Here is a 25,048-nt window from a genome sequence, read left to right as displayed (position 1 = left end):
GAATATTGAATCTATTTTAATCAACAACCCCAGCCCGAAAAACTCGCCCAATTACATTTTCAATCGGAGGGTCACTCACGGTTAAATCTAGTATATTGAATTCCGCTAATATTTTAGCGACCGTTGTAGTTAAGGTATCCCGCTTGACTAATAAGCGCACAACTTGACCCTCCATAGATTCAATTTCTGCATAGGTTAATAATTTCTGACGACAACTTTCTAATACTTCAGGAGAAGAATGTTCTAATTCAATTTTAACTTCTCTATAGGGAGAAAATTGTTCTAATAACCCCTCTAAACTACCATCATAAATTAACTGTCCTTGATGAATTAAAATCACCCGTTTACACAATGCTGTAATATCAGCCATATAGTGACTGGTTAACAAAATTGTAGCTTGATAACGACGATTATATTCAGCTAAAAATTCCCGAACACTGACTTGAGCATTAACATCTAATCCCAAGGTAGGTTCATCTAAAAATAAGACTTGAGGACGATGTAATAAAGCCGCCATTAATTCCACCTTCATGCGTTCCCCTAAAGACAGTTTTCGCACGGGTTGTTTTAACTTTCCTTCTAGGGATAACATCTCGGTTAATTCCCCTACCCGTTGACGATATTCACTATCAGAAATTCCATAAACTGCGGCATTAATTCTCAAAGAATCTAAGGCGGGTAAATCCCAGATTAACTGTTGTTTTTGCCCCATAACCAGGGTAATTTGTTGTAAAAACTTAGATTGACGTTTAAAAGGATTATGATGGGCAACTTCCACAAATCCGCTAGAGGGATAAATTAACCCCGTTAACATTTTTAATGTTGTGGTTTTTCCGGCTCCATTAGCTCCTAAAAATCCAACTACTTCCCCCGATTCAATTTTAAAAGAAACTTCTTTAACCGCTTGTATATTCTGATAAGTTCGTTGGAAAAAATGGCGAATGGTTCCTTTAAATCCAGGTTCTTTGATGGCGACGGGATAAACTTTACTTAGCTGTTCAGCAATGATAATAGACATAAATAATAGGGAACAGGTATCACGGATTTAAGAGGATTTCACGGATTTCACGGATTCTAATTTGTGTTAATCTGCGTAATCCTCTTTATTGACTATTTTTTATTACTTTAAAACCAAAATTTCAGGGTGCGTCAACATTTAATTTAACGCACCCTCGAAAGAATGATCACTATCAATTAATTAAATACATTTTCCGAACTTGAGGAGGCGGTATCAGTTCCGCCTTTAACTCTAGCTTTGGCTTTAGTTGCACTGCGTTTTAGAGCTTGTAAACGAGCTTCATAACGGGCTTTTTGGCGTTTTTTAGTGGTTTGATCCACTAAGGTTTTTAAGGCGCTTCCTAGGCTTTTGTAGGCGTTGGGTAGGGTATAACCGAAACGGGTGGCCAGAGAAATCGCTTTTTCATCGGCGTCTAAGGATTCCTGTAATGTGCGTTCTCCGTTATTTTTTTGATAGAGACGATAACCGGAAACGCCACATAATGCCAAGGCTAATAACAGCAGAAGTCCGTCCTGTACCCAGAGTTCTCCGACCGCTCCCCCTAAACCAATGGCGAGGGCGGCCATTTCCCAACCATCTCTGGGAATCGTATCATTTTGAATGCGGGCGACTTCATGCCAAAATATTAGATTGCGCTGATCCATTGCCAACTGTTCCCAACGAACCAAGTCAATTTGAATTTCGACTTGATCCTTGCCAATTTCTTCGCAACGGACGAGGGGCGGGTTGACTTCGACGGTTTTTTCCACCGTCACCCAACTCTGCAACTCAGGAGGAAGTAAGCCTTTTAATCGCCGGAGTTCGCTCATTTCGGCTCTGGCAGTGGAGGTTGCATAGGATGTCATAGTTCCGGCTCAACTAAGTTTTTAACCAAAAACAGGGTTTCTCCCTATTTTAATGTATTCTAATCCGTTTGCAACAACCGCAAACCTAAAATTAGCAAACTTGATAGTGCTGAGAATCAAATTCCTAAAAATTCTCGGACATTTTGTAAGTAAGTATCGGGATCTTCTAACATGGGAAAATGAGCCGTATCTTTGAGAATTGCTAACTGAACGTTAGGGTTTAAAGTGGCGGCTTGTCTTCCCATTTCTGCGGGAATAATTTGGTCGTATTCTCCAGCGACTAATAGGGTGGGAACGGTTAATTTTTTAAATTCTGCGGGGAGCCATTCCGTTGCTGCTTTTGAAACGGAGGTTAATACGGTTCCATAGGCGGCATCAAAATCCGCTAAGAGAAAATCTTCTAAAAAGGCTTGACTCAAATTGCGAGGAATTGGACGATACAAAAACCGAGCCATAAACATTTTATCCATCCCGGGAATTAAGGTTAACCATTTAGGGCGAAACATGACGACATAACGACTAAATTTGTGAAAGGTATTAAAGGTTTTTTCGTCATATTCAAAGATACCACTACAGGTTAAAATCGCTCGTTCGACTCGCTGGGGATATTTATTTAAAAATAACATAGCAATGGAACCCCCCATGGAGTGAGCATTGATATAAACTTTGTCTAAATTTAACTGGTCTAATAAAGTGACTAAATCTTCAGCATATTCAATTAATTCATAACGTTCTGATGGTGATTTATCCGTGACCTCTGGGGAGGAATTTGACCGTCCAAACCCGCGTAAATCATAAATTAAACAATCAAATTCCTGGGATAATGCTTGGGCGGTGCTTTCCCAATAGCGTCCCGAACCTCCCCAACCATGAATAAAAACCATTACGGGTTTAGTTCCGGGTGTGGAGTTGGCTGTTGTCACCCACTCACAATAATGATCGACTCCATTAACAGAAATTACGGTTTTATTTGGATTTGTGGCTACAGTCATTTTTCTAAATATTGAATGAGTTTCTCTAGTTTAAACTATTAAATACATTTTGAATAAATGTTCTGGCGGTGGTGGGAGTTGCGGTTTTTAATCCCGTTGAGGTTTGATGTATCCACCATCCTTTTGTGGTTTGGGGCGATCGCCATAATTCTAAATGTTCAACGGCAGGATCGGCATAAAAACTTTCTATTCCTCCTCCTAATAATGCCGAACTCCAATGGGTAAAATAATCATGACTGATGCGATAAATTGGGAAATTACCGATTAAAGGAACCCCCCAACCATCAATGGCAATCAATCCTTGAATTTCCCCCCCCAATTGTTGCCAAGCTAAAGCAGCCCCAATTGCTCCGACAACTCCGGCACTAAAAGCTATAATTATTATAGCAGATTTGGGATGATTTTGATCAATAAAATTAAAAATATCAAGACTTGAATAGGCGGGATAATCTTGAGTTGGAAAAATCAATAATTCTCCCAATTGTTGTTGATTTTTCCAATTTTCCAAAACTCCATCTAAAAAAGATTCCGTTAATTCCGGTGGATGAATGCCAGGACAAATTAATAGCATTTGTTGATGGGTAAGTACGAATGGGGAATGGGGAATGGGGAATGGGGAATGGGGAATGGGGAATGGGGAATGGGGAATGGGTGCTATGATACTACTTCACTGTTTTACCCCATCCCCCTGTATGGGATGTTAAACTATCAAAGAGAGTCATTCTAAAGGATATACCCCCGTCGGATAACGTCGGGGACGGTTCCCTAGCAGGACTCGATAGTAGCACTTGAACGTGAGGACAAAAACTTGGTTGCGACTCCTGAAAGACTGGAAATAATTAATTCAGCACCGACCCATGCAGAGGGTAAAAATCGAGTTGCGGTTTTGCTGATGGGTTATGGTGAAGTCGAAAGTTATGAAGACTTTGCCAATTATAACGAACAGGCTTTAAACCTTTTGACCGCTAAATTTGCCCCGGTTCCCACTTGGGTCTATCCGCCTTTAGCTAAACTTTTAGCGATGTTTGATCTCCATGAATGGAGTCATCAACATGGGAATTTTATTTCTCCCCATAATGCCATTTTTGAGAAACAACGGGTGGGAATTGAGGAACATTTAAAAGAAAAATGGGGAGATCGGATTAAAGTATTTAAAGCCTTTAACTTCTGCGCTCCCTTTCTGCCTGAACAGGTTTTAACTCAAATTCAAGCCGAAGGATTTGATAAACTGTTAATTTATCCTCTGTTAGTGGTTGATTCTATTTTTACCAGTGGAATTGCCGTGGAACAGGTGAATATAGCCCTGGAAAAATTAGCAAATGAAGGTGAACATTGGATAAAAGGTCAACGGTATATCCCTTCTTTTTATAATGAACCTGCCTATATTCAACTGCTAGGACAGTTAGTAGAAGACAAGATTCAAAAAGACCTGATTCAATCCTGTCTCCCCTCTCAAATTGGGATTGTTTTAATGAATCATGGTTGTCCCCACAAAGCCAAAGGGTTTACATCGGGAATTGATGAAAGTCAAGCCCTTTATGAGCAGGTTCGGGAAAATTTAATTAACCGTTATCCGTTAATTTCTGTGGGTTGGTTAAACCATGATACCCCCTTAATTGAATGGACACAACCTAACGCTCAATTGGCGGCGAATAATTTAATTGAATTAGGGGCAAAAGCGATTGTCTTTATGCCGATTGGATTTGCCACCGAAAACCATGAAACCCTGTTAGATGTTGAGCATATTATTGAGGGTTTACGTCGGAAATATGGTGATGTTAAATATGTACAAATGGAGTGTGTTAACGACCATCCAGAGTTTTTAAAAATGTCCGCAGATTGGGCAAACCCCCAAATTGAAGCATTATTAAATGAAATGGCTTTGGCGGTCAATCCTTCCTTGGTGAGTGTTCATAGCCATGATGATCACCACCACAGTCATGATCATGATCATGGTCACGATCATCACCATCATCATTAAAACAGGTAGGGGCGAGGTCTCCTCGCCCTCCAAATCCCCAGTTAAAATTGTCGTGACCAGTCAGATAACCACCTTTCAACCACAACTTTTGTTTGGGTAAAAAACTCAACCGCCTGCTGTCCTTGACCGTGTAAATCTCCAAAAAAACTATTTTTCCAACCACTAAAAGGAAAGAATGCCATCGGTGCGGCGACACCAATATTAATCCCAATATTTCCCGCCTGAACTTGATAGCGAAACTGTCGCGCTGCCGCCCCACTGCGAGTAAATAAACAGGCCATATTGCCGTATTCACTTTGATTAATAAATGCGATCGCTTCTTCCATTGTATTTAGATGAATTAAACTTAATACCGGGCCAAAAATTTCGGTGCGGGCAATTTCTCCCTGGGGGTTAATATCTTGTAAAATAGTCGGGCGGATAAAATAACCCTGTTCATAGCCGGAAATTTTAGGATTTCTGCCATCAATTAAAATTTTGCCTCCTTCCTGTTTTCCCTGTTGAATTAATCCTTCAATTCGAGTTTTACTTTCGGCGGAAATAACCGTTCCCATTTGGACATTTTTATTTAATCCATAACCAACAATTCGAGTTTCTGCAGCCGCGGCGATCGCATCGGTAAAACTCTGTTTAGCTTGACCAATAGTAATCGCAATTGATGTGGCTAAACACCGTTGTCCGGCACAACCAAAGGCGCTATCAGCAATAATTTTTGTGGTCATTTCTAAATCAGCATCGGGTAAAATAATCGCCGGATTTTTTGCCCCGCCCTGACATTGTGCCCGTTTGCCATTAGCAGCAGCCCGACTATAAACATATTTAGCAACGGCCGTGGAACCGACAAAACTAATCGCTTTAATCTGGGGATTTTCTAAAATAGCATCAACGGTTTCTTTGCCTCCATTGATTAAATTAATCACTCCTGGGGGTAGTCCTAATTGATCAATTAAACCAAACACCTTTTGCATGGTTAAAGGTACTTTTTCCGAGGGTTTAATAATACAAGTATTGCCACAGGCGATCGCATAAGGAAAAAACCAAAATGGAATCATCCCCGGAAAATTAAACGGGGCAATAATCGCCACAACTCCTAAAGGTTGACGAATCATCATTTCATCAATTCCCCTAGCAATATCTTCGGAATTGTAACCTTGAATTAAGCTAGGAACACCACAAGCAACTTCCACATTTTCAATTGCCCGTTGTAATTCTCCTAGGGATTCAGCCAGGGTTTTTCCACATTCTAAGGTTATTGTTTCTGCTAAATCCTGTTGATTTTGTTCAAGTAATTCTCTGAGTTTAAACAAATAACGAATCCTTTCTGTAACTGGGGTTTGTCGCCATGAATTAAAGGATTTTTGGGCGATTTCTGCCACCTGATTCAGTTCCGTTGCAGGAGAAAGAGGGACTTTTGCTAATACTTCTAAGGTCGCCGGGTTAATGATATCTAAGGTTTCTGTTGCCTGGGATAAATCCCATTTTCCATTAATATAGTTAGGTAAAATTTTAACTGTTTTCATTTTTGCTATTCCCTAAAATTTTTACTTTTGACTGACATTTTTCTGGTAAAAGCTGTTATAATAGTTAATTAACTATAGTAAGCTTTACTATCTTATCCTGCTAATTATTTAGTTCCAAATAGGCGATCGCCCGCATCCCCCAACCCCGGAATAATATACCCATGTTCATCTAAATGATCATCAATGGCAGCCGTATATAGAGGAACATCAGGGTGATAGGAATGAAAATTTTTAATCCCTTCGGGAGAGGCAATTAAACACAGAAATTTGACCGAAAAAGGGTTAGTTTGTTTCAATCTTTGGATAGCAGCAATGGCTGTATTTCCCGTAGCAATCATCGGATCAACTACTAAAACTTCCCGTTCTTCTATATCATCAGGAAGTTTGAAATAATATTCAATAGGGATAAAGGTTCGAGGATCTCGATATAAACCAATATGTCCGACTCTTGCCGAAGGAATTAATTCTAAAATTCCATCTAAAATTCCCTGACCTGCCCGCATAATGGAAACAATCACCATTTTTTTCTCCGAGGCTAAAATCGGTGCTTCCATCGCAGCAAGGGGGGTTTGAATTAACTCTTTTTTTAGGGGTAAATCCCTGGTAATTTCATAGGCTAATAACATACTAATTTCCCGCAATAATTGCCGAAATTTAGCGGTACTGGTTTGTTCTCGTCGCATCAAGGTGAGTTTATGTTGAACCAAAGGATGCTCAATAATCGTAACGTTAGGATACATAGGTTAAGGGGGAATAAAATCTTAATAAAAATTAGCTGGCTGTCAATGATTTAAAACAATAATCAACGGCTTGGTTGATACTAGAAAGATGGCGACGGGTGTTTAACTGTCTCATAATTTGATGATTAATCAGTTTTAAAGATTCAGTTTGAGCTAGGGCTAAATTCCGAGGCATAAAATCCATCACACATAGGCTTCCAATGGCAAAACCTTGATTATTGACCAAGGGAAAACCACCATAAAAACGGATTTTGGGTTCGGATATAACCAGGGGATTATTAATAAATCGTTCATCTTTTAAGGTATCGGGAACAATCATGAAATCCTGTTGTAAAATACAATAGGAACAAAAGGCAATATCTCGGTTTGTTTCTGGTGGTATCGGGCCAATAATTGATTTAAACCATTGACGATCGCGATCGAGTAAACTAATTAAAGCAATCGGTGTTTTGCAAATATAGGTCGCCAGCAGGGTTAGTTCATCAAAAGAAGGTTCCGCTTGGGTATCGAGAATTTGATAGTCATACAGGGCTTCTAATCGTTCTTTTTCGTTGTCTGGGATCGGAGCAGGTATCATAGAGAGGATTGAGTTGAAGTTCACTGTTACTATTGTATATTAATTTGAGTTTTCAAGATCAATTATCAAGTTTTATGATGTCAAAAAAAATTAAGTTTTTCAAGTCATCTGCGATAATTTTAACTGGATTTTTGAGTAGTTTTATCTGGGCTAACTATTTGTTGATTTCAGTAAAGGCTGAGGTGATTGTTGGTTCCGGTGAAGGCAATGGTTCCTTTGGATTACTGAGTGATTTTGATGGTCAATATTTCTCTGGACAACAACAAATTGGCCATGAATTTATCATTAACGAAACAGTTGAAGTGGATCAAATTGATTGGCATGGTCAATATTTCCCCGATGGTCAACCTTCAAAGGATAAATTTTCTTTGAGAATTTTTAAAATGGTTGAAGGAGTCCCAGAAATTAAACCTAAAATTGATGTGCAGTTAAGGGAAGTACGCCAAACTAAAACCAATATTGAACGGTTTTCCCATCCCGTATTTAATTATGTGGGTTCGGTGATCCCGTTTCAATTAGAACCGGGACGGTATTTGTTATCAATTGTTAATAATACTCAGGGTCATACTGATGACTGGTTATGGATGACTACTGAGCCCAAAACTCAATTACAGGATGCCGATCTAAAAATCTTTTTTCGAGATCGGGATGACTTGACCTGGAAAAGTGGCTTAACCGGAAAAATGTCTTTTACAATTTTTGGTAAACCTACCTCTAATTCTAATTAAAGTTAGGCGTTTAATAGTATACTTATAAAAGTGGTCGTTAGGGGTTAATGGGGAAGAACGTTATAGTGATTGAGTCTAAAAGTTAGGTTGTATCTTCCGTAACCCAACTAATCACCACAATTTGATATTATAGTTGAAGTGCCAATCTTAGTAATTTTGCAGTATTATGACTCTGAGCAAAACGGAATCCAGACAACTTTTAGAACGTATGATTTTTGATGATGAACTCCCTAGAGACTGGGTACAAGATGTTTGGGATATGAGTCCCATTTTAGGAGAAAATGCCGCTAAACTGCTGGATGCTTTTGATATGTTAATTGACTGTTGTTCTGAAGAAAAATTAGAAAATTTAGTTGAAAGTTTATATGATGAAATAGAAAATCAATAAATTAATTAATCAGTGGCTTGAGGTACGGCCTGATAGTTGAATTTGGGTTAATATTCATCGCAAACAACTGAATTAATTATGGTTATCAGGAATATTTTCTGGATTTTATATCAACAATGATTTAACGCATTGCTAACACGGAAAAATTAATTGATAAAGATTTAACATTTTCATCAATTAAAGTTGAATAAATGTCTTTGATTTTTTCAAAACTAATCGTTTTTTGCAGAAAGTCACTATTAGTTATTGAAAAGTTAGAATCAAATTCAATAATAGGAGAATCTGAAACAATGGTTAATTCTCCCCATTCACCTATTAAATGATAGGCTTCGTTTTCCAAAAAAAACTCATCAATATTACCATAATCCCAAGTTCCATCAGGATCGACAATTGGGAGCATTTTATTTAAAGTTAGATTATAGGTTTGGGGATGGGGAAATTTTAAAGTTATGCTTCGATAACAATACTGTTCTCCAGGCAAAGGAGAAGTGTAAAGCGGATGATTTTCTGTCAAAATAGCTTCTAAAAAGAATTCTATAGAGGTATCAGTTTTAATGCCCAATACATAACTATCTTCAAGATAGATATTTTCTAAACCTGGTAACTGCCAATAATTAAGTCTATCCATAATCTATAATTTTATATGTCCCATTTTTTCATCGACGTATTTTAACGGGCTTTCAGCAGTTTGAGTGGGTTGCCAGTCTTTATTTTTTAACAATATCATGATCTTATGAACTTTCAATTTGGTCAACCTAAGCAGTGGAACTCCTCCTAAACCATCAACCTTCAACAGCTAACCGTCAACCTTTGCGGCAGATTGTCCACTTAACGCTATAATCTCTGGATTATTTCTTTTTTCTTTATAATCACAGACAGGCTCGACTGCGCCTAGTGAGGAGACATCAATGAACATACTTGGAATTTCAGCCTACTACCATGACAGCGCCGCGGCGCTCGTCTGTGATGGTAAAATCGTAGCCGCGGCCCAGGAAGAACGGTTTACGCGCAAAAAACACGACCCCGGATTTCCCGCCAATGCCATCCGCTATTGTCTTCAGGAAGCGAACATCACTTTTTTTGAAATTGATCAGGTTGTTTTTTATGATAAACCCCTGGTTAAATTTGAACGACTCCTCGAAACATACCTCAGCTACGTGCCACGAGGATTTCGTTCTTTTATGAAGGCCATGCCCGTTTGGTTAAAAGAAAAACTTTACCTGAAAACCGTATTAAAAAAAGAATTAGCGACCATAGCCGGGGCTAAAAAAGCTAAACTTCCCCCCCTATTATTTACCGAACATCATCAATCCCACGCGGCTTCTGCCTTCTTTCCTAGTCCCTTTCAAAAAGCGGCGGTAATGTGTTTAGATGGCGTGGGAGAATGGGCGACAACCTCGGTTTGGCTAGGAGATGGCAATAGTTTAACCCCGGTTTGGGAAATAGATTTTCCCCATTCTTTGGGTTTACTTTATTCGGCTTTTACCTATTATACCGGGTTTAAAGTTAACTCCGGGGAATATAAATTAATGGGATTAGCACCTTACGGCGAACCCATTTATGTTGATAAAATCCTCACCCATTTAATTGATTTAAAAGACGACGGTACATTCCGATTAAATCTGGAATATTTTAATTATGCCGTCGGTCTAACCATGACCAATAGCAAGTTTGATCAACTCTTTGGTGGCCCGCCTCGCAAACCCGAAACCCCGATTAGCCAACGGGAAATGGACATTGCCGCCTCGATTCAAGTTGTCACCGAAGAAGTGGTTTTACGTCTAACCCGCAGTGTCCAGAAGGAGTTAAACGTCGATTATCTCTGTTTAGCCGGAGGTGTGGCCCTCAACTGCGTGGCTAACGGCCGGATTCTGCGGGAAGGCCCGTTTAAGGATATTTGGATTCAACCAGCCGCCGGAGATGCGGGGGGTGCGTTGGGGGCAGCCTTAGCGGTTTGGTATCAATATCATCAACAACCTCGCAACGTAGAAACCGATCTTGCCTTTGATATTTCGGCGGAAAAACTGTTAGAAACCAGTGCCGGATCAAAACCTTCCGTTATAGCGTTAAAAACCCATCAAAAACGCTTGGATTATATGCAAGGTTCCTATTTGGGGCCAAAATTTAGCGATGCTGAAATTCAGGAGTATTTAGACACGGCTGGGGCAAAATATTTACGCTTAGATGATGTGGAATTAATGCCCCGTCTAGCGGAAATTTTAGCCGATGGAAACGTAATTGGATGGTTCCAAGGACGGATGGAATTTGGGCCGAGGGCGTTAGGAGGACGTTCAATTATTGGTGATCCGCGCAATCAGAAAATGCAGTCGGTAATGAACCTGAAAATTAAATATAGAGAGTCTTTCCGACCCTTTGCCCCATCGGTGAGGGCGGAACGAGTTTCTGATTATTTTGAATTAGATCGTCCCAGTCCCTATATGTTAATTGTAGCTCCGGTTCAAGAGAGTTTAAGAATTCCCATGACTCCAGAACAGGAACAACTATTTGGGATTGAAAAACTCAATGTTCCCCGTTCAGAACTTCCCTCTATTACCCACGTTGATTATTCCGCCCGGGTACAAACTATTCACAAAGAAACTAACCCCCGTTATTATGATTTAATTCATCATTTTGAAAAACAAACGGGCTGTCCTGTGATTGTTAATACCTCTTTTAACGTGCGGGGAGAACCGATTGTTGGGAGTCCCGAAGATGCCTACCGTTGTTTTATGCGAACGGAAATGGATTATCTGGTTTTGGAGAATTTCTTATTAGCTAAAACCGAACAAACGCCCTGGGAAAAAGATGATGCTTGGCAAAAAGAATTTGAATTAGATTAACGTTACTCTCGTTTCTAGGTTCTACCTAGAAATGCTTGATTGGAGGCTCTGCCACCCTTGATCTAGGAGGCAGAGCCTCTTAAAATTCATTCCCAGGCGGGAGCCTGGGAACGAGGAAATGATTTTAGAGCCCTTCAGGGCTCACTACGGTTGAATTAAATTAAGATTATGACTGATCACGATATTCCTCAACTTGACGCTAAAGGATTACGCGAATTTGGACTAACAACCGGAGCCATTATTATTGGCTTATTTGGTCTGGTTTTACCCTTGTTATTCGGACATTGGCCCCCCCGCACTTGGCCCTGGGTGTTGGGAACCGTTATGATCATTTGGGCTCTAATCTCCCCCAAAACCTTAAATCCCGTGTATCACTACTGGATGAAATTCGGGTTATTCATGGGGGCAATTAACAGCAAGATTATTCTGGGTGTCGTCTTTTACGTTATGATGGCTCCGATGGGATTTATTAAACGCCTATTCGGTTCTGATGCGATGCGGCGCGAATTAAATCCCAATCTCTCAACCTATCGGGTTGCGAGTCAAGTTAGAACCAAAGAAAGTATGGAGCGTCCCTTCTAGTGTTTGAAGCAACATTAGATTTTTTGAAAGATATTTGGGCGTTCATGAGAGAACGCAAAAAGTATTGGTTATTGCCTCTAATTATTACACTCGTTTTATTAGGGGCTTTGATTGTTCTGAGTCATGGTTCGGCGATCGCACCGTTTATTTATACCTTATTCTAAACGATGGGGCAGTTGAAAATATGGGCAGTAAATCTAGGGCTGGCTTTAAGTAGTTTAGTCCTGGGTTTTGCTGTCGGGGAAATCGGTTTAAGGGTAGCCAATATTCAGGGATTAAAAAAACTTCCTGAACCCGGTCATGCGGTTTTTTCTCCCTCCTTTTTTACCCAATCCGATCCCGATCTCGGTTGGTCGAATCGACCTGGGGCAAAGGGATGGTGGCAGTATGAAGGTGAATCTTATATTGAAATTAATAGTGATGGATTGAGGGATAAGGAATATGCGATCGCTAAACCTAAAAATACCTTTAGAATTGCGGTTTTAGGGGATTCTTTTACCTTAGCTTCCCAGGTTGCAGGGGAGAGTAACTACACTTCAGTATTAGAAAAAACCTTGGGTAAATGTCAGCAATTTGAAGGTAAAAACATTGAAGTTCTCAATTTTGGTGTTGATGGCTATGGAACCGCCCAACAATTAATCACCTTGCGGGAAAAAGTAGGAAAATATAATCCTGATTTAGTCATTGTTTCCTTTTTTGTTGGCAATGATGTGATTGATAATTCCCGACAATTAGAAAATAACTATTATCGGCCGTTTTTTGTGTATAAAAATGGTCAATTAGAACCGGATTTTTCTTTCCGTGATTTGCCCTTGGGCTATAGTAATCGCTATTTGATTACAACCGTTGATCATTTTCCCGATTGGTTAGTCAATAACTCTCGGATTTTACAGGTGGCAAAAAAAGCCGAATTAGAATATCGCAAAAATAATTTGGTTAAACACTCTAACGAATTAAGTGTTAGCACCTTTCGGGAACCTAAAGACTCTAATTGGAAAGAAGCATGGCAAATTACAGAAGATTTAATCACCTCAATGCAGCAAGAAGTCAAAAATAAAGAAGCTAATTTTTTATTAGTTATTATTGCCGATCCAATGCAAGTTCATCAAGATGAAGCCACCAGAAAATTCTTTCAAGTCTCTAATAAAATTGATAATTTATATTATCCCAATCAACGGTTAAAAGATATCGGGAAACGGAATAATTTCCCGGTCTTAGACTTAGCCCCCGCTTTTCAGTCCTATGCAACCAAAAATCAAACCTGTTTACATGGGTTTAAAAAAAATGGTACGCTTTGTGGGGGACATTGGAATCCAGAGGGACATCGTTTAGCCGCAGAATTAATTGCTAATCAATTGTGTGAAAATAAAAAATAATTATGAAGATTTGGAAGTCGTTAATTTTAAATACAAGCTTAGTTTTTGCGAGTTTAGTCTTAGCAATTGTTTTGGGGGAAGTGGGATTAAGAATTGCAGGAATTGAACATCAACCGCCCCTTCCGGCGGACTCCGAATCTCTCGCATATAGCGTCAACGATCCCGAACGGGGTTGGTCACCTCGACCGAATGCTAAAACAGTTTGGGCGGGGGAAGGAGAGGTTTCAGAAGTGAAAATGAACAGTTTTGGAATGCGCGATCGCGAACGAACTTTAGAAAAACCAGCTAATAGTTATCGCATTGCTGTAATAGGGGATTCTTTTATGGAAGCTTTGCACGTTCCCCTAGAAAAAACGGCATTATCAATTATGGAAACTCAATTAAAAACCTGCCCGATTTTAAAGGGGAAAAATATTGAAGTCTTAAATTTTGGAGTTCAGGGTTATGGGACTGCCCAAGAATTAATGACTTGGCGACATCATGCCCAACAATTTTCTCCCGATTTAGTAATTTTGGGGTTCTATCCAGGGAATGATATTAGAAATAATTTTCGCCCCTTAGAACATGATCATTTACGTCCCTATTTTGTCGAAAAAAATGGTCAACTTGTGGAAGATGTATCCTTTAGAAAATTAAATCCTAATAGTATTGAACGAGATTATTATTTATTTTCTAAAATGGATCAATTACCTTATCCATTAATGACAAATTCTCGAATATTACAAGTAATGAGACAAGCGGAAATGGAATCTAAACGTCGTCAGTTGCAAAAAGACTATCAGGAAACGGAGATTAATTTTTATAAGGAACCCCCCGATCAAAATTGGCAACAAGCTTGGAAAATTACAGAACAGTTAATTACATTACTCAGGGATGAAGTTAAAGCCAAAGGAAAGGATTTTATGCTAATAATGGTAAGTGACTCCTTTCAAGTTCTGCCCGATCTCAAAAAACGTCAAGAATTTATGGAAAAACATCAAATTAAAGATTTATTTTACCCAAATAAGCGAATTGAAGCGTTAGGAAAACAAAAGGGATTTCCGGTTTTACAGTTAGCAAAACCATTACGAAAAGAAGCAGAAAGAGCCGGAATTTGTTTACATGGATTTAAGAATGCGGAAGTCTGTGGCGGACATTGGAACGTTGAGGGAAATCGCGTCGCCGGGGAATTAATGGCGAGTCAAGTTTGTCAACAACTGATGAGTCAAACCAAAAAAACTCAACCATAAAGTGTTACGCACTCTTAGAAAAGGGAACAGGGAACAGGGAACAGGGAACAGCCCCCCAAACCCCCCGTGCACGGGGGGCTAGGGGGGGAGGGAACAGGATTTAGAAGTGTCCTAACTATAATGCTTAGTGCTATATATGATATAGTGATTTTCTTGAGTTATTAACAATTCTGATTTTTTGGTTTTAACTTTATTGTATTACGATTATGAAAAATTTTAAATTCTTTCCTCAAGTTCAACAAGGTCTAAAAATAGGGTTAATTAACCTAGTTGTTTTATTTGTTCTTTTAGAAATTGGCTCGTTAATTTTTTATTATTCTAAGCATCAACAATTCTATTATACCCGGGAACGTACAGAGGATTTACAGAACCTAGGAGTTAATTTAGAAGGGGTGAGAGTCGGGGAATCTATAGTCGAAAGATTGCATCCTTATTTTGGTTATATACAGAAACCTGGCCCCGATTTTAGACCGGGATTTAAGTATAATAATTATGGGTTTATTTCTCCTTATGATTACCCCTACACAAAAACCAATAAAAATCAAGTAATTGTTGGAGTTTTAGGTGGCTCCGTTGCGGGGAATTACTCAATTTATGAAGTTCAAAATAAGATTTTAGAGAAAAAACTCCAACAACTTCCTCAATTCAAAGGCAAAGAATTAATTATTATTTCCTTAGCAACTGGAGGCTATAAACAACCCCAACAGCTAATTACTTTAAATTATCTGCTTTCTTTGGGGCAAAAATTTGATCTGGTAATTAATATTGATGGTTTTAATGAAGTTGCCCTCGCTAATATTAATAATCAAAATGGATTAGAATTTGCCATGCCCAGTTCATCCCATGTTCAAGCCTTAACGGGTTTAGCTAATAATAGTTTATCGACTAAAGCCCTCAAAACCCTATTAAGAATTAAAGATAATAAACCTAAAATCAAAAATGCCTTAGAGACTTTAAAAGATTGTCCCTTAGCTGCTTGTAATGCGGTCATGTCCCTGTATGTTGAAGACTTAGTTAAAAACTATCGCCGAGATGTGGCACGATTTGAACGATATCGCCAGAAGCCTACGGAGGAGGGTAGTACGGCGGAAAGTGTGATTTATTTTTATATGCAAAATCCCATTTTAACCGATGCTAAACTATTTCCAAAAATTGCTAATCATTGGGCTAAAAGTTCCATTTTAATCCATGAAGTTTTAAAAGAAAATAATATTCCCTATTTCCATATTTTACAACCTAATCAATATTATCCCACAAAGCGAGTGTTTAGTGAAGCGGAAAAAAAAGTTGCCTTTAGTCAAGATAGTCCCTATCAAGATGCTGTCAAAAAGGGATATCCTCTTTTATTAAAAGAGGTGAATGAACTCAAAGCTAATCAAATTAATTTTTTTGATGGAGTAGCTATTCTTGATGATACTAAAGAACCAGCTTATATTGATAACTGTTGCCACTATCAGAAAATAGGAGAAAATATTTTATCTAATTTTGTTGCTGATTCAGTTGTTAATGTTCTTAAAAATCAGCCCAGTCCCTAATCGGTTTGATTTAATATTTAAAGATCAAATTCAACTCTGTCTAATGCTGCTAATTCGCCGCGGCGTTGCTTCAATTCAAACTCTAACTGTTGAATTTCTTGCATTAATTGTTGGCGTCTTTTTTCTCCAGAATCTTGTTGTCGAATAAAATAGGCATCAATTTCCGGCCATAATTGCACCCCCCAATCTTTACTAGCTGTTTTTAATTCGTTTAATACTTCTACACTTCCATCGGGTTCTAAGATAAATAAAGTATATAATCGTTCTGTAACATTCTGTTTTTGCTTCTTTTTTTCACAAAATAAATATAATCCGGGTTGTTGTGTTGATAATTGATCACATTGATTGACAAAACCTCCTAAAATAGAATAGCCATCGGTGCGACTTTTATCTAAACCATCGACTGATTTACACCAATTTCCGGTTTTGATTAAAAACCGACTTTGCCAAAATCCAGGCGCATGAAAAAACGCTTCTCTGAGATTAATTAAAATTGCTTGACTCATATAGGAACAGGGAATAGCCCCCCCCAAACCCCCCGTGCACGGGGGGCTAGGGGGGGAGGGAACAGGGAATAGGGAATAGGGAATAGGGAATAGGGGGATTTAGGGATATCTAATTAAAATTGTGAATGGTTTGTTGATAAAATTTTTCTAATGCTGGGACACAACTTTTATCCTCATAGAGTATCCATTGATTTTGTTTAATTTTTTCTCTAATTGCTAATCTCCATTCTAAATCTAATCCTAACTTTATTGCTATTTTAATATAATCTTCTCGATTTTGGGCAATAGTTTCTGTAATTCCTAATCGGTTTAATATTCCCGCAGACTGACGACTTCTCATCCATTCTCCCTCATAAGCAACAAGCGGAAGACAACAGGATAAACTATCTAAAGTGGTTAAAAACCCAGTAAATTGCAGGCTATCTAAGCCAATATCAGCTAAATTATTAAGTTGTAAATAATCTAGTTTATCTAAACGTGGTAAAATCATACAATATTCTTGAATATCTAAATAATGTTCGGCAAAAGATCGTTTTAACCGTTGTTTAAACTTTTCGGTAATTGCAGCATTCCAATGGGCTATAAACACAAATTGAGCGGATTTTACTTGCTTGGCGATCGCCACTAATATTAAATCAAAATCTGGCAAATACTTAAATAAAGATTGACAGGATAAATATAAAATAGTATCCGCTTTTAATCCAAAATCTAACCGAGTTTTTTGCTGTTCTAATAACGGAGGTTGAGCATAATTAATTCCTAAATTCGGCAAACAAAATAACCTTTCTGAATAATGGTTTTCAGCCCTAGGAGGTTCTAATAATTCCGCAGAAATAAAATAATCAATCGTCGGTAAACCCGTAGTAATTGGATGTCCCCAAGCTGCACATTGAATTGGGGCAACTCGTAACCCGGCTATTTGGGTAAGTTGGGGACACATCCCAATATCTAAAAATACCAGAATATGAATTTGATCAGCTAAAATTTGCTCAACAATATTCTCTAAATTACCATAAATATGATAAAATTGATCACTATAAAGTTGAAATAAATTAGTAATAAAATCCGTATCTTTTCCGGTATAATAACAATATATTTCAAATTGATCGCGATCGCAATCTCTCAACCATCCTAAAAATACTAACCCGACCGTATGCCAGGTTAAATGAGAGGAAATATAACCAACTTTAATTTTTTGATTAGGACTTAATTGTGTTAATAATAAAGGTTTTGTCCATTCAGGATAATTCGCTTGCATAATTCGATGGACAAATTCACCATATTGTTTTTGTAGTTCTAAATCATCATATCCCTGATATTGTAAATAAAAATGAGTTCCCCTAGCAATAGCGGTTAACGCCTGTTGTTTAACTTCTAAATCCTCTAAATCTGTTTGTTCAATTAATTTAACTAATTCTTCTGTAAAATCTTGTCTAAACTTAAAAATTTCTGGAGAATTATTATATAAAATCGGTAACAAAGATTGTTTAGCAAATCTGACGGAAATATGATTTGGAAACCTATCAATAGATTGTTCAGCTATTTGCAATGCCGTTTGAATTTCTCCCAAATTTTGCCAAGCTGAAATTAAAGCTAAATATAATTCTATCCCATCAGGAAACCGTGGTAAAGCCTGTTCATAAATAGCAACCGCCTCCAACCATTGATCTGAATTTTGATAACAGTTTCCCAACCTTAAATAAATCTCAACTGTAGCTAATTGAGTCTGTAAAATATTATGATAAAATTGAATAGCTGTTTCATACTGATCTTGAGATTCTGCGGCTAAAGCAAAATAAAAATCCGCCCTTTCAGAATTTTGATTAACCCTGAATGCTAATCCCATCTGATATAATAAATCAGCATGATTGGGATGAATATTTAAGGCTGTTTCATAAATAGCGATCGCATCTTCTACCCGATTTTGTCCTAAAAAAAGATTGCCTAATTTTAAATATCCCATAGCTGTATGGGGTTGTCGATCTATTCCTTGCTGATAATAGAATTGTGCTGTTTGAAATTCTCCCAATTCTGCCAACAAGTCACCCAATTTTAAACACCCATCTATGCCTTTCTTATCTAAATCAATCCCCAATTTATAGGCCGAAATTGCTTCAGTAATATTCCCCAGTTTTTCCCAAACCGAACCCAAACTATAATATTGACTCCCTTGGGTTCCATCTAAGATTAAGCAATGTTCTAAAATTTCCAATACTTGATCATATTTCTTATCATAAAAATACGTCCTTGCTAAACCTTGCAACGCCTCAATATTATTCTGATCTAACTCTAAAACCCGTTGATATTTTGCCTGTGCGGGTTCAAAATATCCCGCCTGTTCCAAGGCTAATGCCTCGGCATATAATCCTTTAATATTAACATTTAATCTGCAATTATTCATAGATGCTATAGATTACCCCTCTCCCCCCCGTAGAGAGGCTGCATTCAACGTCTCTACGGGGGGCCAAGATTTAAGAATTTCAAAAAAGTTAAGAACCCATCCCCCGGGGTTGATTCCCCAGAGGCACAGGGCGATTTCCTAGGGGTCGATTTCCTAGGGGTCGATTTCCCAGGGGTCGATTTCCGGGTTGATTTCCTTGAGGACTGACCCCAGGCTGATTTGATCGTTGAACCAACAATTGATTAGAGGTGAGTTGATCCAAAGTCATCGCGGCCGTTTGACGAATTTGGCGATCGCTATTTTGTAGCGCTTGAGTTACACCCGTAATCCCCGACGCCTGAATATTCCCCAAAGCAAAAGCCGCCCTAGCCCGCACCCCCATATCCGGGTGATTCAACGCCTCTTTCAAAGCCGGAACCGCCACCGCACCCATGCGTTTAAGGGCGATCGCCGCCGCCAGTCGGACTTCCTCATCGGTATCCTTCAACGCCCCAATTAACGGCGGGATAGTATTTGGGGACTCGGAACCGATGACTCCCAAGCCCAAAGCCGCCCCCTGACGAACGGCGGTATCAGGATGGTTTAATCGGGGTGTCAACTCCTGAACCGCTTGCTGCAAGGCTTCTGGGGAGGCTGTGGTAATTTGTTTGAGTGCCACAGCCCCATCCATCCGCACCGCCGACACTGGATCTTTTAAGGTAGCCAACAACGCCGGAACCGCATCCACCGCATCTTGGGCCATCGCCCCCAACGCAAAAGCCGCCCCCCGACGGATGCTTTCCTGGTCATCAGTTAGGGCTTCGACTAAAATCGGAATTGCCGGAGAACCCAGGGTTTTTAAGGTTTTGATCGCTTCTAAACGGTTCTGTCGGTTAGTATCAGTTAATTTTTGTAACTGATCAATCACCGCCGTTGTAGTCATAGCTTGGGTTTGAGTTTTTCCCCCAAACAATAGCACCATTGATAAACATAATAATGCTAATTTTGCAGAATAAAACCCATTAAATTTGGTGTTGGTTTCCATAAAAGCTCCTGGGTTTTGTTTATAAATTAAAATCGAAAGCGTTACTAAAAACGAAATCCAAATCGAAGGTTAACTGAGCAGGTAAAAATCCATCATTAATCACTGCACCCAAAATTCTTCCGTCTAATAATTCCACAATAATATCATTTAAGCCATCGCCATTGAGATCATTTTCTTGGGGTAACAAATCAAACCGATCTCTAAATAATGAATTAGAATCAATTTGAGTTCCCACCGGAACCGCGATTTTATCTCCATTAAACGGACTGGTTCCCGGTTCAAATTGTCGGATTTCATCTACATTCCGCACCCGAAGACTGGCTTCACCTGGGTCGAAAATAAAGGTATCATTTCCTAAACCACCGATTAATGTATCAACCCCACCATCCCCATCTACAATATCATTTCCTAAATCACCAAATAGTATATCTCCATCTTCATCACCATAAAGAGTATCATTGCCTTGACCGCCATAAATACTATCGGCATTAAATCCTCCTTCTAGGACATCATCCCCGAAATTTCCGAAGATTAAATCATTACCAGAACTGGCAAAAATCCGATCATTATCTTGTCCACCAAATAGCGTATCAAATCCATTGGATGCGACCAGAGTATCATTTCCTTGATTGCCATTAATCAGTAAGTTATCGTTGATATTAGAACTCTGTAAATTATCATTTCCTGCCAATAATAGCACACCGTCTGGATAGGCGGAAACCTGTCCAGAAAATAGAAGAACATTATCATCTTGGGGACTTGCTAAAAGGGCAAATACACCGGGAATTGTGCTAGGAGTGAGAAAATTAGCCATAGTTAAAACTGTCCTAAGTTATTTCTGAACAAACTTTACAGGGTTTTGGTTAGGTTGGCAAACCCCATTGGATAGAATTATAGATCAATACCGCTTGAGGCTCGAAATTGGGGGGGAAATAGCTGATAATCGGGATGGGAATAGATTTTATCATAAAAATTCAGATCCATTGCTTGACCTTCTAACATATTTTGACAGGTTTTTTGTTGAGTATGGAGTCGAAAATAAGATAGAGTTTCTTCGACAAAACCGACTTTAAATTGTGCCAATATTCTCCACCATAAATCTAAATCGACTAATTGATTTAATTCGGGGTCAAAACCTGCTATAGTTTTAAATACGGATTTTCTTAATAACACGGTGCTGGGTTCGCCAATTTTATTAATCGGATGTTGCCATAAATTGGGATCAGCTAAGAGGTCTTTTCCCCATTGAATAGCTTTTAAATTAGACCAACTTTGGTGTAAATTAGCGAATTGTTGATAAACTGCGATTAATTCTAAATTAATATTTTCTTGTTCAAGAAAAAACATTTCTCTAGGTGAAAACACTAATCCAATATCGGGATCTGTTTCGGCTAAATTAACCATTTTTTCGATACAATTAGGCATTAATATATCATCTTGATAGACAAATTTAATATATTTACCCTGAGATTGATTAATACAAAAATTGCTATTTTCTGCTAATCCTAAATTTTGATGAGTTAAAATATTAATCGGAATAGAAGTTTGGGTTTGAAAAGATTGGGTGATCGCGATGGTATGATCAGAGGAATTATCATCAGAAATAATTAATTCTATCGCGGAATAGGTTTGAGATAAAATACTAGATATCGCTTCAGCAATAAATTTTTCTCCATTATAAACTGGAATACAAACACTAACTAAAGGCAATTTTTTAATTTCTTGATTTAAACAATTATTAAATTTAAGCTCACATATTTTTTCAGAAAGTTGATGAATAATCAAATTATTTTGACTATTTTTAAACTTAAATTCCCAATTAAAATTATCTATATAATCTTCCTTTAATATAATTTCCTTTTCCCAAATTGCCTTTCTAAAAATAGATCCAATTTTTACTCCTTCCCCATTTTCCTGAAAACTCTTTAATTCTGGAATTTGATTAACTCCATCTACTTCTAAATTATTATCTAAAATATTAATAGCTTCTGCCAAACCTTTCGGAAAAAAAGTAACCGGATATTGTACCCAAACAATATAATTACCCTGTGCTTTTGCAATGGCTTGATTAAAAATTTCTTGACTATTAAAAGCAGGCTCAAAATATAAAACTTGATGACCTTGCAGGTTCAAATAGTTCAGAATATCAGCTAATTCAAAATCAAATAAATTGCAATTTACTAAAATAATAAATTCATAACTGACATCTAAATTATACTCTAAATTTGTAATCATATCTAATAAAAAATCCTCCTGTTTCCAGAAGGGAATAATCATAGATAATTTTATCTTTTCCATCTCCAAACTATTTTGCATCATTATTTAATTCTTCAGTCAGAGTTTCTAAGTAGTTACACAAAATAAATTACCTAGTTGAGAGAGGGAACACCGGAACAGCCCCCCCAAACCCCCCGCGCACGGGGGGCTAGGGGGGGAGGGAACAGGGTGGAGGATGTGTAATTAATTTTGTTTAGGTACTTACCAAACGGCCTAATAGTTTTTTGTTACCTTCATGGGGATTTAAAGGTGTCATAATTTCTAGTAAACCTCGGTAATAAGTAAAGCGAATTACCCCTACTTCGCAATTATTAGAAGTATATAGCAGTCCTAAATCATTATCAAGAGCATGATATAATGATATACACTACTTGATTATGACAATAAAAATTATGAATGACTTACAACAGGCAGAAAAAGAGCGGAACAAAGAAATAGCTGAATTAGAAATTTTAATTGAGAGTAATCTTTCGGCAAGAGAACTAAAACGAGCAATAGCTGTCAGGATGGCACTCACCGGTAAAATTTACCGTGAAATCAGCCAAATTTTAGGTGTAAGCGAATTTTTTGTTGGGCATTGGAAAAAAGTTTTTAAAGTCAAAGGAATCGCTGGATTAAAACTAGGATATAAAGGCTCAAAAGGGTATTTAAGTATTCAAGAAAAAACAGAAGTAATTGAGTGGTTAAAGAATAAAAAGTATTGGGATTTAGATGAATTAGTTACTTATGTGGATCAAGAATTTGGGGTAATATATAAATCGAAACAAAGCTACTATAAACTTTTTGACCAGGCAAATATTAGTTGGAAGAAGTCTCAAAAGGTGAATCCAAAATTTAACGAAGAGCAAGTAAAAAAAAAGAGAGAAGAAATTAATGAGATGTTATCAAAACAAAAGGCTGGCATAGAATCGGGGGAAGTAATAGTATTTTTTTTAGATGAATGTCATCTACTTCATGGAGATGTTAATGGCTACGTTTGGGGTCAATCAAATCTAAGAATTGAAGTTCCAATTACCAATGAAAAAGAGCGACAAACTTATTTTGGAGCACTGAATTATCAAAGCAAAAGATTCCATGTTAAAAGTTACCCATCTGGGGATGGAAAATCAACAATTGAATTTATAAAATACTTACAAAACCAATATAAAAACAAGAGAATTATCTTAATTTGGGATGGAGCGAGCTATCATAGATTTGGAGAATTTAGAGAATTTTTATCAGAAATAAATGGTGATAAAGAACCTGATGATTTTTTAATTACTTGTATTTTATTTGCTCCTAATGCTCCGCAACAAAATCCGGTTGAAGATATTTGGTTACAAGCGAAAAACTTTTTGAGGAAGTATTGGTATTTATGCAGGTCGTTTAAGATTATCAAATTTTTGTTCGAGTTTTTTACTAAGGAACATAAATTTGATTTTCCCAAAATTCATCAGTATACTTATATATAGAAAATCATTTAGGATTGCTATAGTTCTTAATCTTCTCAAAATTAATGGCTATCATTCTCCGACAATGACTCAAAGAATGATAGCCGAAAATATTATTGATTTTTGGCTTTTTCGTACCTAATTTTTGGCAAATTAAACAGCCCTGGGGGGCTTAACCTAGGGTCGGTTGGATATTTAGTCGATATTAAGTTGGTTTCCCCGACGATATTGTTGGTACGCCGCAACAAATAACCCGGATAGGGTAACGACAATTAAACCCAGAACAATTCCCGATAATAATGGTTCTACCACTAGATAACTCCTTGGTGTTAATTTGAGCAATTAATCTCTAATCATACCCTGAACCGTTGACGCTTCACTGTTGAGCGCTCTTGCTCTTAACCAGACAACGCTATAAACTAGGTAGAATGTAAAGATTCTTGTAGATCAGTCTCAAATTATTAGAAACACCTTGGATAACCAGCTTGCAATTACAGAAATTGATGTCCTGATCAAACGAGCCTCCATCACTACCCTGGCCTTGATGGTTTTGATCCTGGGTTGGATTTTTGTCCTTCCTAAGTTACAGGTTTCTGATCCCTATGTGGAGAATGTGCTATCCATCAAAGGGGATTTTGTCCGAGGACAGGCAATTTTTCTTTATAACTGTGCCGGGTGTCACGCTTGGCAAACCGATAGTCAAGTAGGGCCAAGTCTTCAGGATGTTTCCCAACGGAAATCAGAAGTAGGCATTATTCAGCAAGTCACCGGTGGTAATACCCCACCCATGCCAAAATTTCAACCCAATCCCCAGGAAATGGCCGACCTGTTGAATTATTTGGAAACTCTATAGCCCAAAAAAATCTCAAAAAGTCTTGATCAAAATTAGTAACTTTTGCTATAATCGGAAACGTTGCTGGTGTAGCTCAGTGGTAGAGCAGCTGATTTGTAATCAGCCGGTCGCAAGTTCAAATCTTGTCACCAGCTTTCAAGATCTGTGAAAATTTTTTCTTTTTCCTTGCTCAAGGATGATTACAGCCCATTACTCTAGCGCTGAGA

Annotated in this window: 25 protein-coding genes and 1 tRNA gene; 12 read left to right on the top strand and 14 right to left on the bottom strand. The window is 38.0% G+C overall.

The window, feature by feature from the left end:
- Positions 1–16: 16 nt before the first annotated feature.
- The 4 genes from NMG86_RS02425 to NMG86_RS02410 form a co-directional block, all read right to left on the bottom strand.
- Positions 17–1,018 (bottom strand): ABC transporter ATP-binding protein, encoded by a 1,002-nt coding sequence (locus NMG86_RS02425; RefSeq protein WP_026788516.1) that lies wholly within the window; start codon positions 1,016–1,018, stop codon positions 17–19.
- Between the two features lie 176 nt (positions 1,019–1,194).
- On the bottom strand, positions 1,195–1,863 hold the full coding sequence (locus NMG86_RS02420; protein WP_026788515.1) for a DUF3318 domain-containing protein: 669 nt from the start codon (positions 1,861–1,863) through the stop codon (positions 1,195–1,197).
- A 116-nt stretch (positions 1,864–1,979) separates the two neighbouring features.
- Entirely contained in the window at positions 1,980–2,855 is an 876-nt protein-coding gene (locus tag NMG86_RS02415) for an alpha/beta fold hydrolase (protein WP_026788514.1), read from the bottom strand.
- A 25-nt stretch (positions 2,856–2,880) separates the two neighbouring features.
- A complete protein-coding gene (locus NMG86_RS02410; protein WP_026788513.1) occupies positions 2,881–3,426 on the bottom strand; it encodes a hypothetical protein in 546 nt (181 codons plus the stop codon).
- Positions 3,427–3,663: 237 nt separating this feature from the next.
- Between NMG86_RS02410 and NMG86_RS02405 the strand changes: the two genes are divergently transcribed.
- Complete coding sequence (locus tag NMG86_RS02405; RefSeq protein WP_026788512.1) at positions 3,664–4,836, top strand: ferrochelatase; 1,173 nt, start codon at positions 3,664–3,666, stop codon at positions 4,834–4,836.
- A gap of 41 nt (positions 4,837–4,877) precedes the next feature.
- Here the strand turns inward: NMG86_RS02405 and NMG86_RS02400 are convergent, their stop codons facing one another.
- The 3 genes from NMG86_RS02400 to NMG86_RS02390 all read right to left on the bottom strand — a co-directional run bounded on the left by NMG86_RS02400 (position 4,878) and on the right by NMG86_RS02390 (position 7,673).
- Positions 4,878–6,356 carry a CoA-acylating methylmalonate-semialdehyde dehydrogenase gene (locus NMG86_RS02400; RefSeq protein ID WP_026796930.1) on the bottom strand — a complete coding sequence of 493 codons (1,479 nt, stop codon included), beginning with the start codon at positions 6,354–6,356 and terminating at the stop codon, positions 4,878–4,880.
- A 104-nt stretch (positions 6,357–6,460) separates the two neighbouring features.
- Positions 6,461–7,096 (bottom strand): uracil phosphoribosyltransferase, encoded by a 636-nt coding sequence (upp, locus tag NMG86_RS02395; RefSeq protein ID WP_026788510.1) that lies wholly within the window; start codon positions 7,094–7,096, stop codon positions 6,461–6,463.
- Positions 7,097–7,127: 31 nt separating this feature from the next.
- Complete coding sequence (locus NMG86_RS02390; RefSeq protein WP_026796929.1) at positions 7,128–7,673, bottom strand: GAF domain-containing protein; 546 nt, start codon at positions 7,671–7,673, stop codon at positions 7,128–7,130.
- A gap of 131 nt (positions 7,674–7,804) precedes the next feature.
- Between NMG86_RS02390 and NMG86_RS02385 the strand changes: the two genes are divergently transcribed.
- Positions 7,805–8,401, top strand: coding sequence for a hypothetical protein (locus NMG86_RS02385; protein WP_499103462.1), 597 nt, complete (start codon positions 7,805–7,807; stop codon positions 8,399–8,401).
- A 166-nt stretch (positions 8,402–8,567) separates the two neighbouring features.
- A complete protein-coding gene (locus NMG86_RS02380) occupies positions 8,568–8,789 on the top strand; it encodes a hypothetical protein (protein ID WP_026796927.1) in 222 nt (73 codons plus the stop codon).
- Between the two features lie 121 nt (positions 8,790–8,910).
- Here NMG86_RS02380 and NMG86_RS02375 read toward each other — a convergent pair whose 3' ends face one another.
- Positions 8,911–9,417, bottom strand: coding sequence for a hypothetical protein (locus tag NMG86_RS02375; protein ID WP_052338610.1), 507 nt, complete (start codon positions 9,415–9,417; stop codon positions 8,911–8,913).
- A gap of 280 nt (positions 9,418–9,697) precedes the next feature.
- Between NMG86_RS02375 and NMG86_RS02370 the strand changes: the two genes are divergently transcribed.
- From NMG86_RS02370 to NMG86_RS02345, 6 genes are all read left to right on the top strand, one after another.
- Complete coding sequence (locus NMG86_RS02370) at positions 9,698–11,629, top strand: carbamoyltransferase family protein (protein WP_026796926.1); 1,932 nt, start codon at positions 9,698–9,700, stop codon at positions 11,627–11,629.
- Positions 11,630–11,797: 168 nt separating this feature from the next.
- Positions 11,798–12,211: an SxtJ family membrane protein gene (locus tag NMG86_RS02365; protein ID WP_026796925.1), complete on the top strand. Its 414-nt coding sequence runs from the start codon at positions 11,798–11,800 to the stop codon at positions 12,209–12,211.
- Entirely contained in the window at positions 12,211–12,375 is a 165-nt protein-coding gene (locus NMG86_RS02360) for a DUF5989 family protein (RefSeq protein WP_087882252.1), read from the top strand. The genes NMG86_RS02365 and NMG86_RS02360 overlap by 1 nt, the downstream gene beginning before the upstream one ends.
- A 3-nt stretch (positions 12,376–12,378) precedes the next feature.
- A complete protein-coding gene (locus NMG86_RS02355) occupies positions 12,379–13,587 on the top strand; it encodes an SGNH/GDSL hydrolase family protein (RefSeq protein ID WP_026796924.1) in 1,209 nt (402 codons plus the stop codon).
- 2 nt (positions 13,588–13,589) lie between these two features.
- Complete coding sequence (locus tag NMG86_RS02350; protein WP_026796923.1) at positions 13,590–14,816, top strand: SGNH/GDSL hydrolase family protein; 1,227 nt, start codon at positions 13,590–13,592, stop codon at positions 14,814–14,816.
- Positions 14,817–15,022: 206 nt separating this feature from the next.
- The gene (locus NMG86_RS02345; RefSeq protein ID WP_026788502.1) at positions 15,023–16,351 is read left to right on the top strand and encodes a hypothetical protein; all 1,329 of its coding nucleotides are present in this window, start codon (positions 15,023–15,025) and stop codon (positions 16,349–16,351) included.
- Between the two features lie 17 nt (positions 16,352–16,368).
- Here NMG86_RS02345 and NMG86_RS02340 read toward each other — a convergent pair whose 3' ends face one another.
- From NMG86_RS02340 to NMG86_RS02320, 5 genes are all read right to left on the bottom strand, one after another.
- Positions 16,369–16,857, bottom strand: coding sequence for a hypothetical protein (locus NMG86_RS02340; protein ID WP_026788501.1), 489 nt, complete (start codon positions 16,855–16,857; stop codon positions 16,369–16,371).
- A 109-nt stretch (positions 16,858–16,966) separates the two neighbouring features.
- Positions 16,967–19,258, bottom strand: a complete 2,292-nt coding sequence (locus NMG86_RS02335; RefSeq protein ID WP_052338609.1) for a tetratricopeptide repeat protein — start codon at positions 19,256–19,258, stop codon at positions 16,967–16,969.
- An 88-nt stretch (positions 19,259–19,346) separates the two neighbouring features.
- On the bottom strand, positions 19,347–20,282 hold the full coding sequence (locus NMG86_RS02330) for a HEAT repeat domain-containing protein (RefSeq protein WP_043938890.1): 936 nt from the start codon (positions 20,280–20,282) through the stop codon (positions 19,347–19,349).
- Between the two features lie 19 nt (positions 20,283–20,301).
- Positions 20,302–21,096, bottom strand: a complete 795-nt coding sequence (locus tag NMG86_RS02325; RefSeq protein ID WP_026796922.1) for a calcium-binding protein — start codon at positions 21,094–21,096, stop codon at positions 20,302–20,304.
- A 77-nt stretch (positions 21,097–21,173) separates the two neighbouring features.
- Complete coding sequence (locus NMG86_RS02320; RefSeq protein ID WP_237747575.1) at positions 21,174–22,601, bottom strand: glycosyltransferase; 1,428 nt, start codon at positions 22,599–22,601, stop codon at positions 21,174–21,176.
- Positions 22,602–22,951: 350 nt separating this feature from the next.
- On the opposite strand from NMG86_RS02320, the gene NMG86_RS02315 reads away from it, so the two are divergent.
- Positions 22,952–24,010, top strand: a complete 1,059-nt coding sequence (locus tag NMG86_RS02315; protein ID WP_042152127.1) for an IS630 family transposase — start codon at positions 22,952–22,954, stop codon at positions 24,008–24,010.
- A 174-nt stretch (positions 24,011–24,184) separates the two neighbouring features.
- On the opposite strand, the gene petG is transcribed toward NMG86_RS02315, so the two are convergent.
- The gene (gene petG / locus NMG86_RS02310; protein WP_026788498.1) at positions 24,185–24,301 is read right to left on the bottom strand and encodes a cytochrome b6-f complex subunit V; all 117 of its coding nucleotides are present in this window, start codon (positions 24,299–24,301) and stop codon (positions 24,185–24,187) included.
- A gap of 160 nt (positions 24,302–24,461) precedes the next feature.
- On the opposite strand from petG, the gene NMG86_RS02305 reads away from it, so the two are divergent.
- Both NMG86_RS02305 and NMG86_RS02300 read left to right on the top strand, forming a co-directional pair.
- A complete protein-coding gene (locus tag NMG86_RS02305; protein ID WP_026788497.1) occupies positions 24,462–24,842 on the top strand; it encodes a c-type cytochrome in 381 nt (126 codons plus the stop codon).
- A gap of 62 nt (positions 24,843–24,904) precedes the next feature.
- Positions 24,905–24,976 (top strand) — tRNA-Thr (locus tag NMG86_RS02300).
- Positions 24,977–25,048 lie beyond the last annotated feature (72 nt).

The sequence above is a fragment of the Planktothrix rubescens CCAP 1459/22 genome (assembly GCA_904830895.1).
Taxonomy (GTDB): Bacteria; Cyanobacteriota; Cyanobacteriia; order Cyanobacteriales; family Microcoleaceae; genus Planktothrix; species Planktothrix agardhii.
Note: the sequence above shows the minus strand (reverse complement) of the source record. Positions and strands in the feature narration are given on the sequence as shown.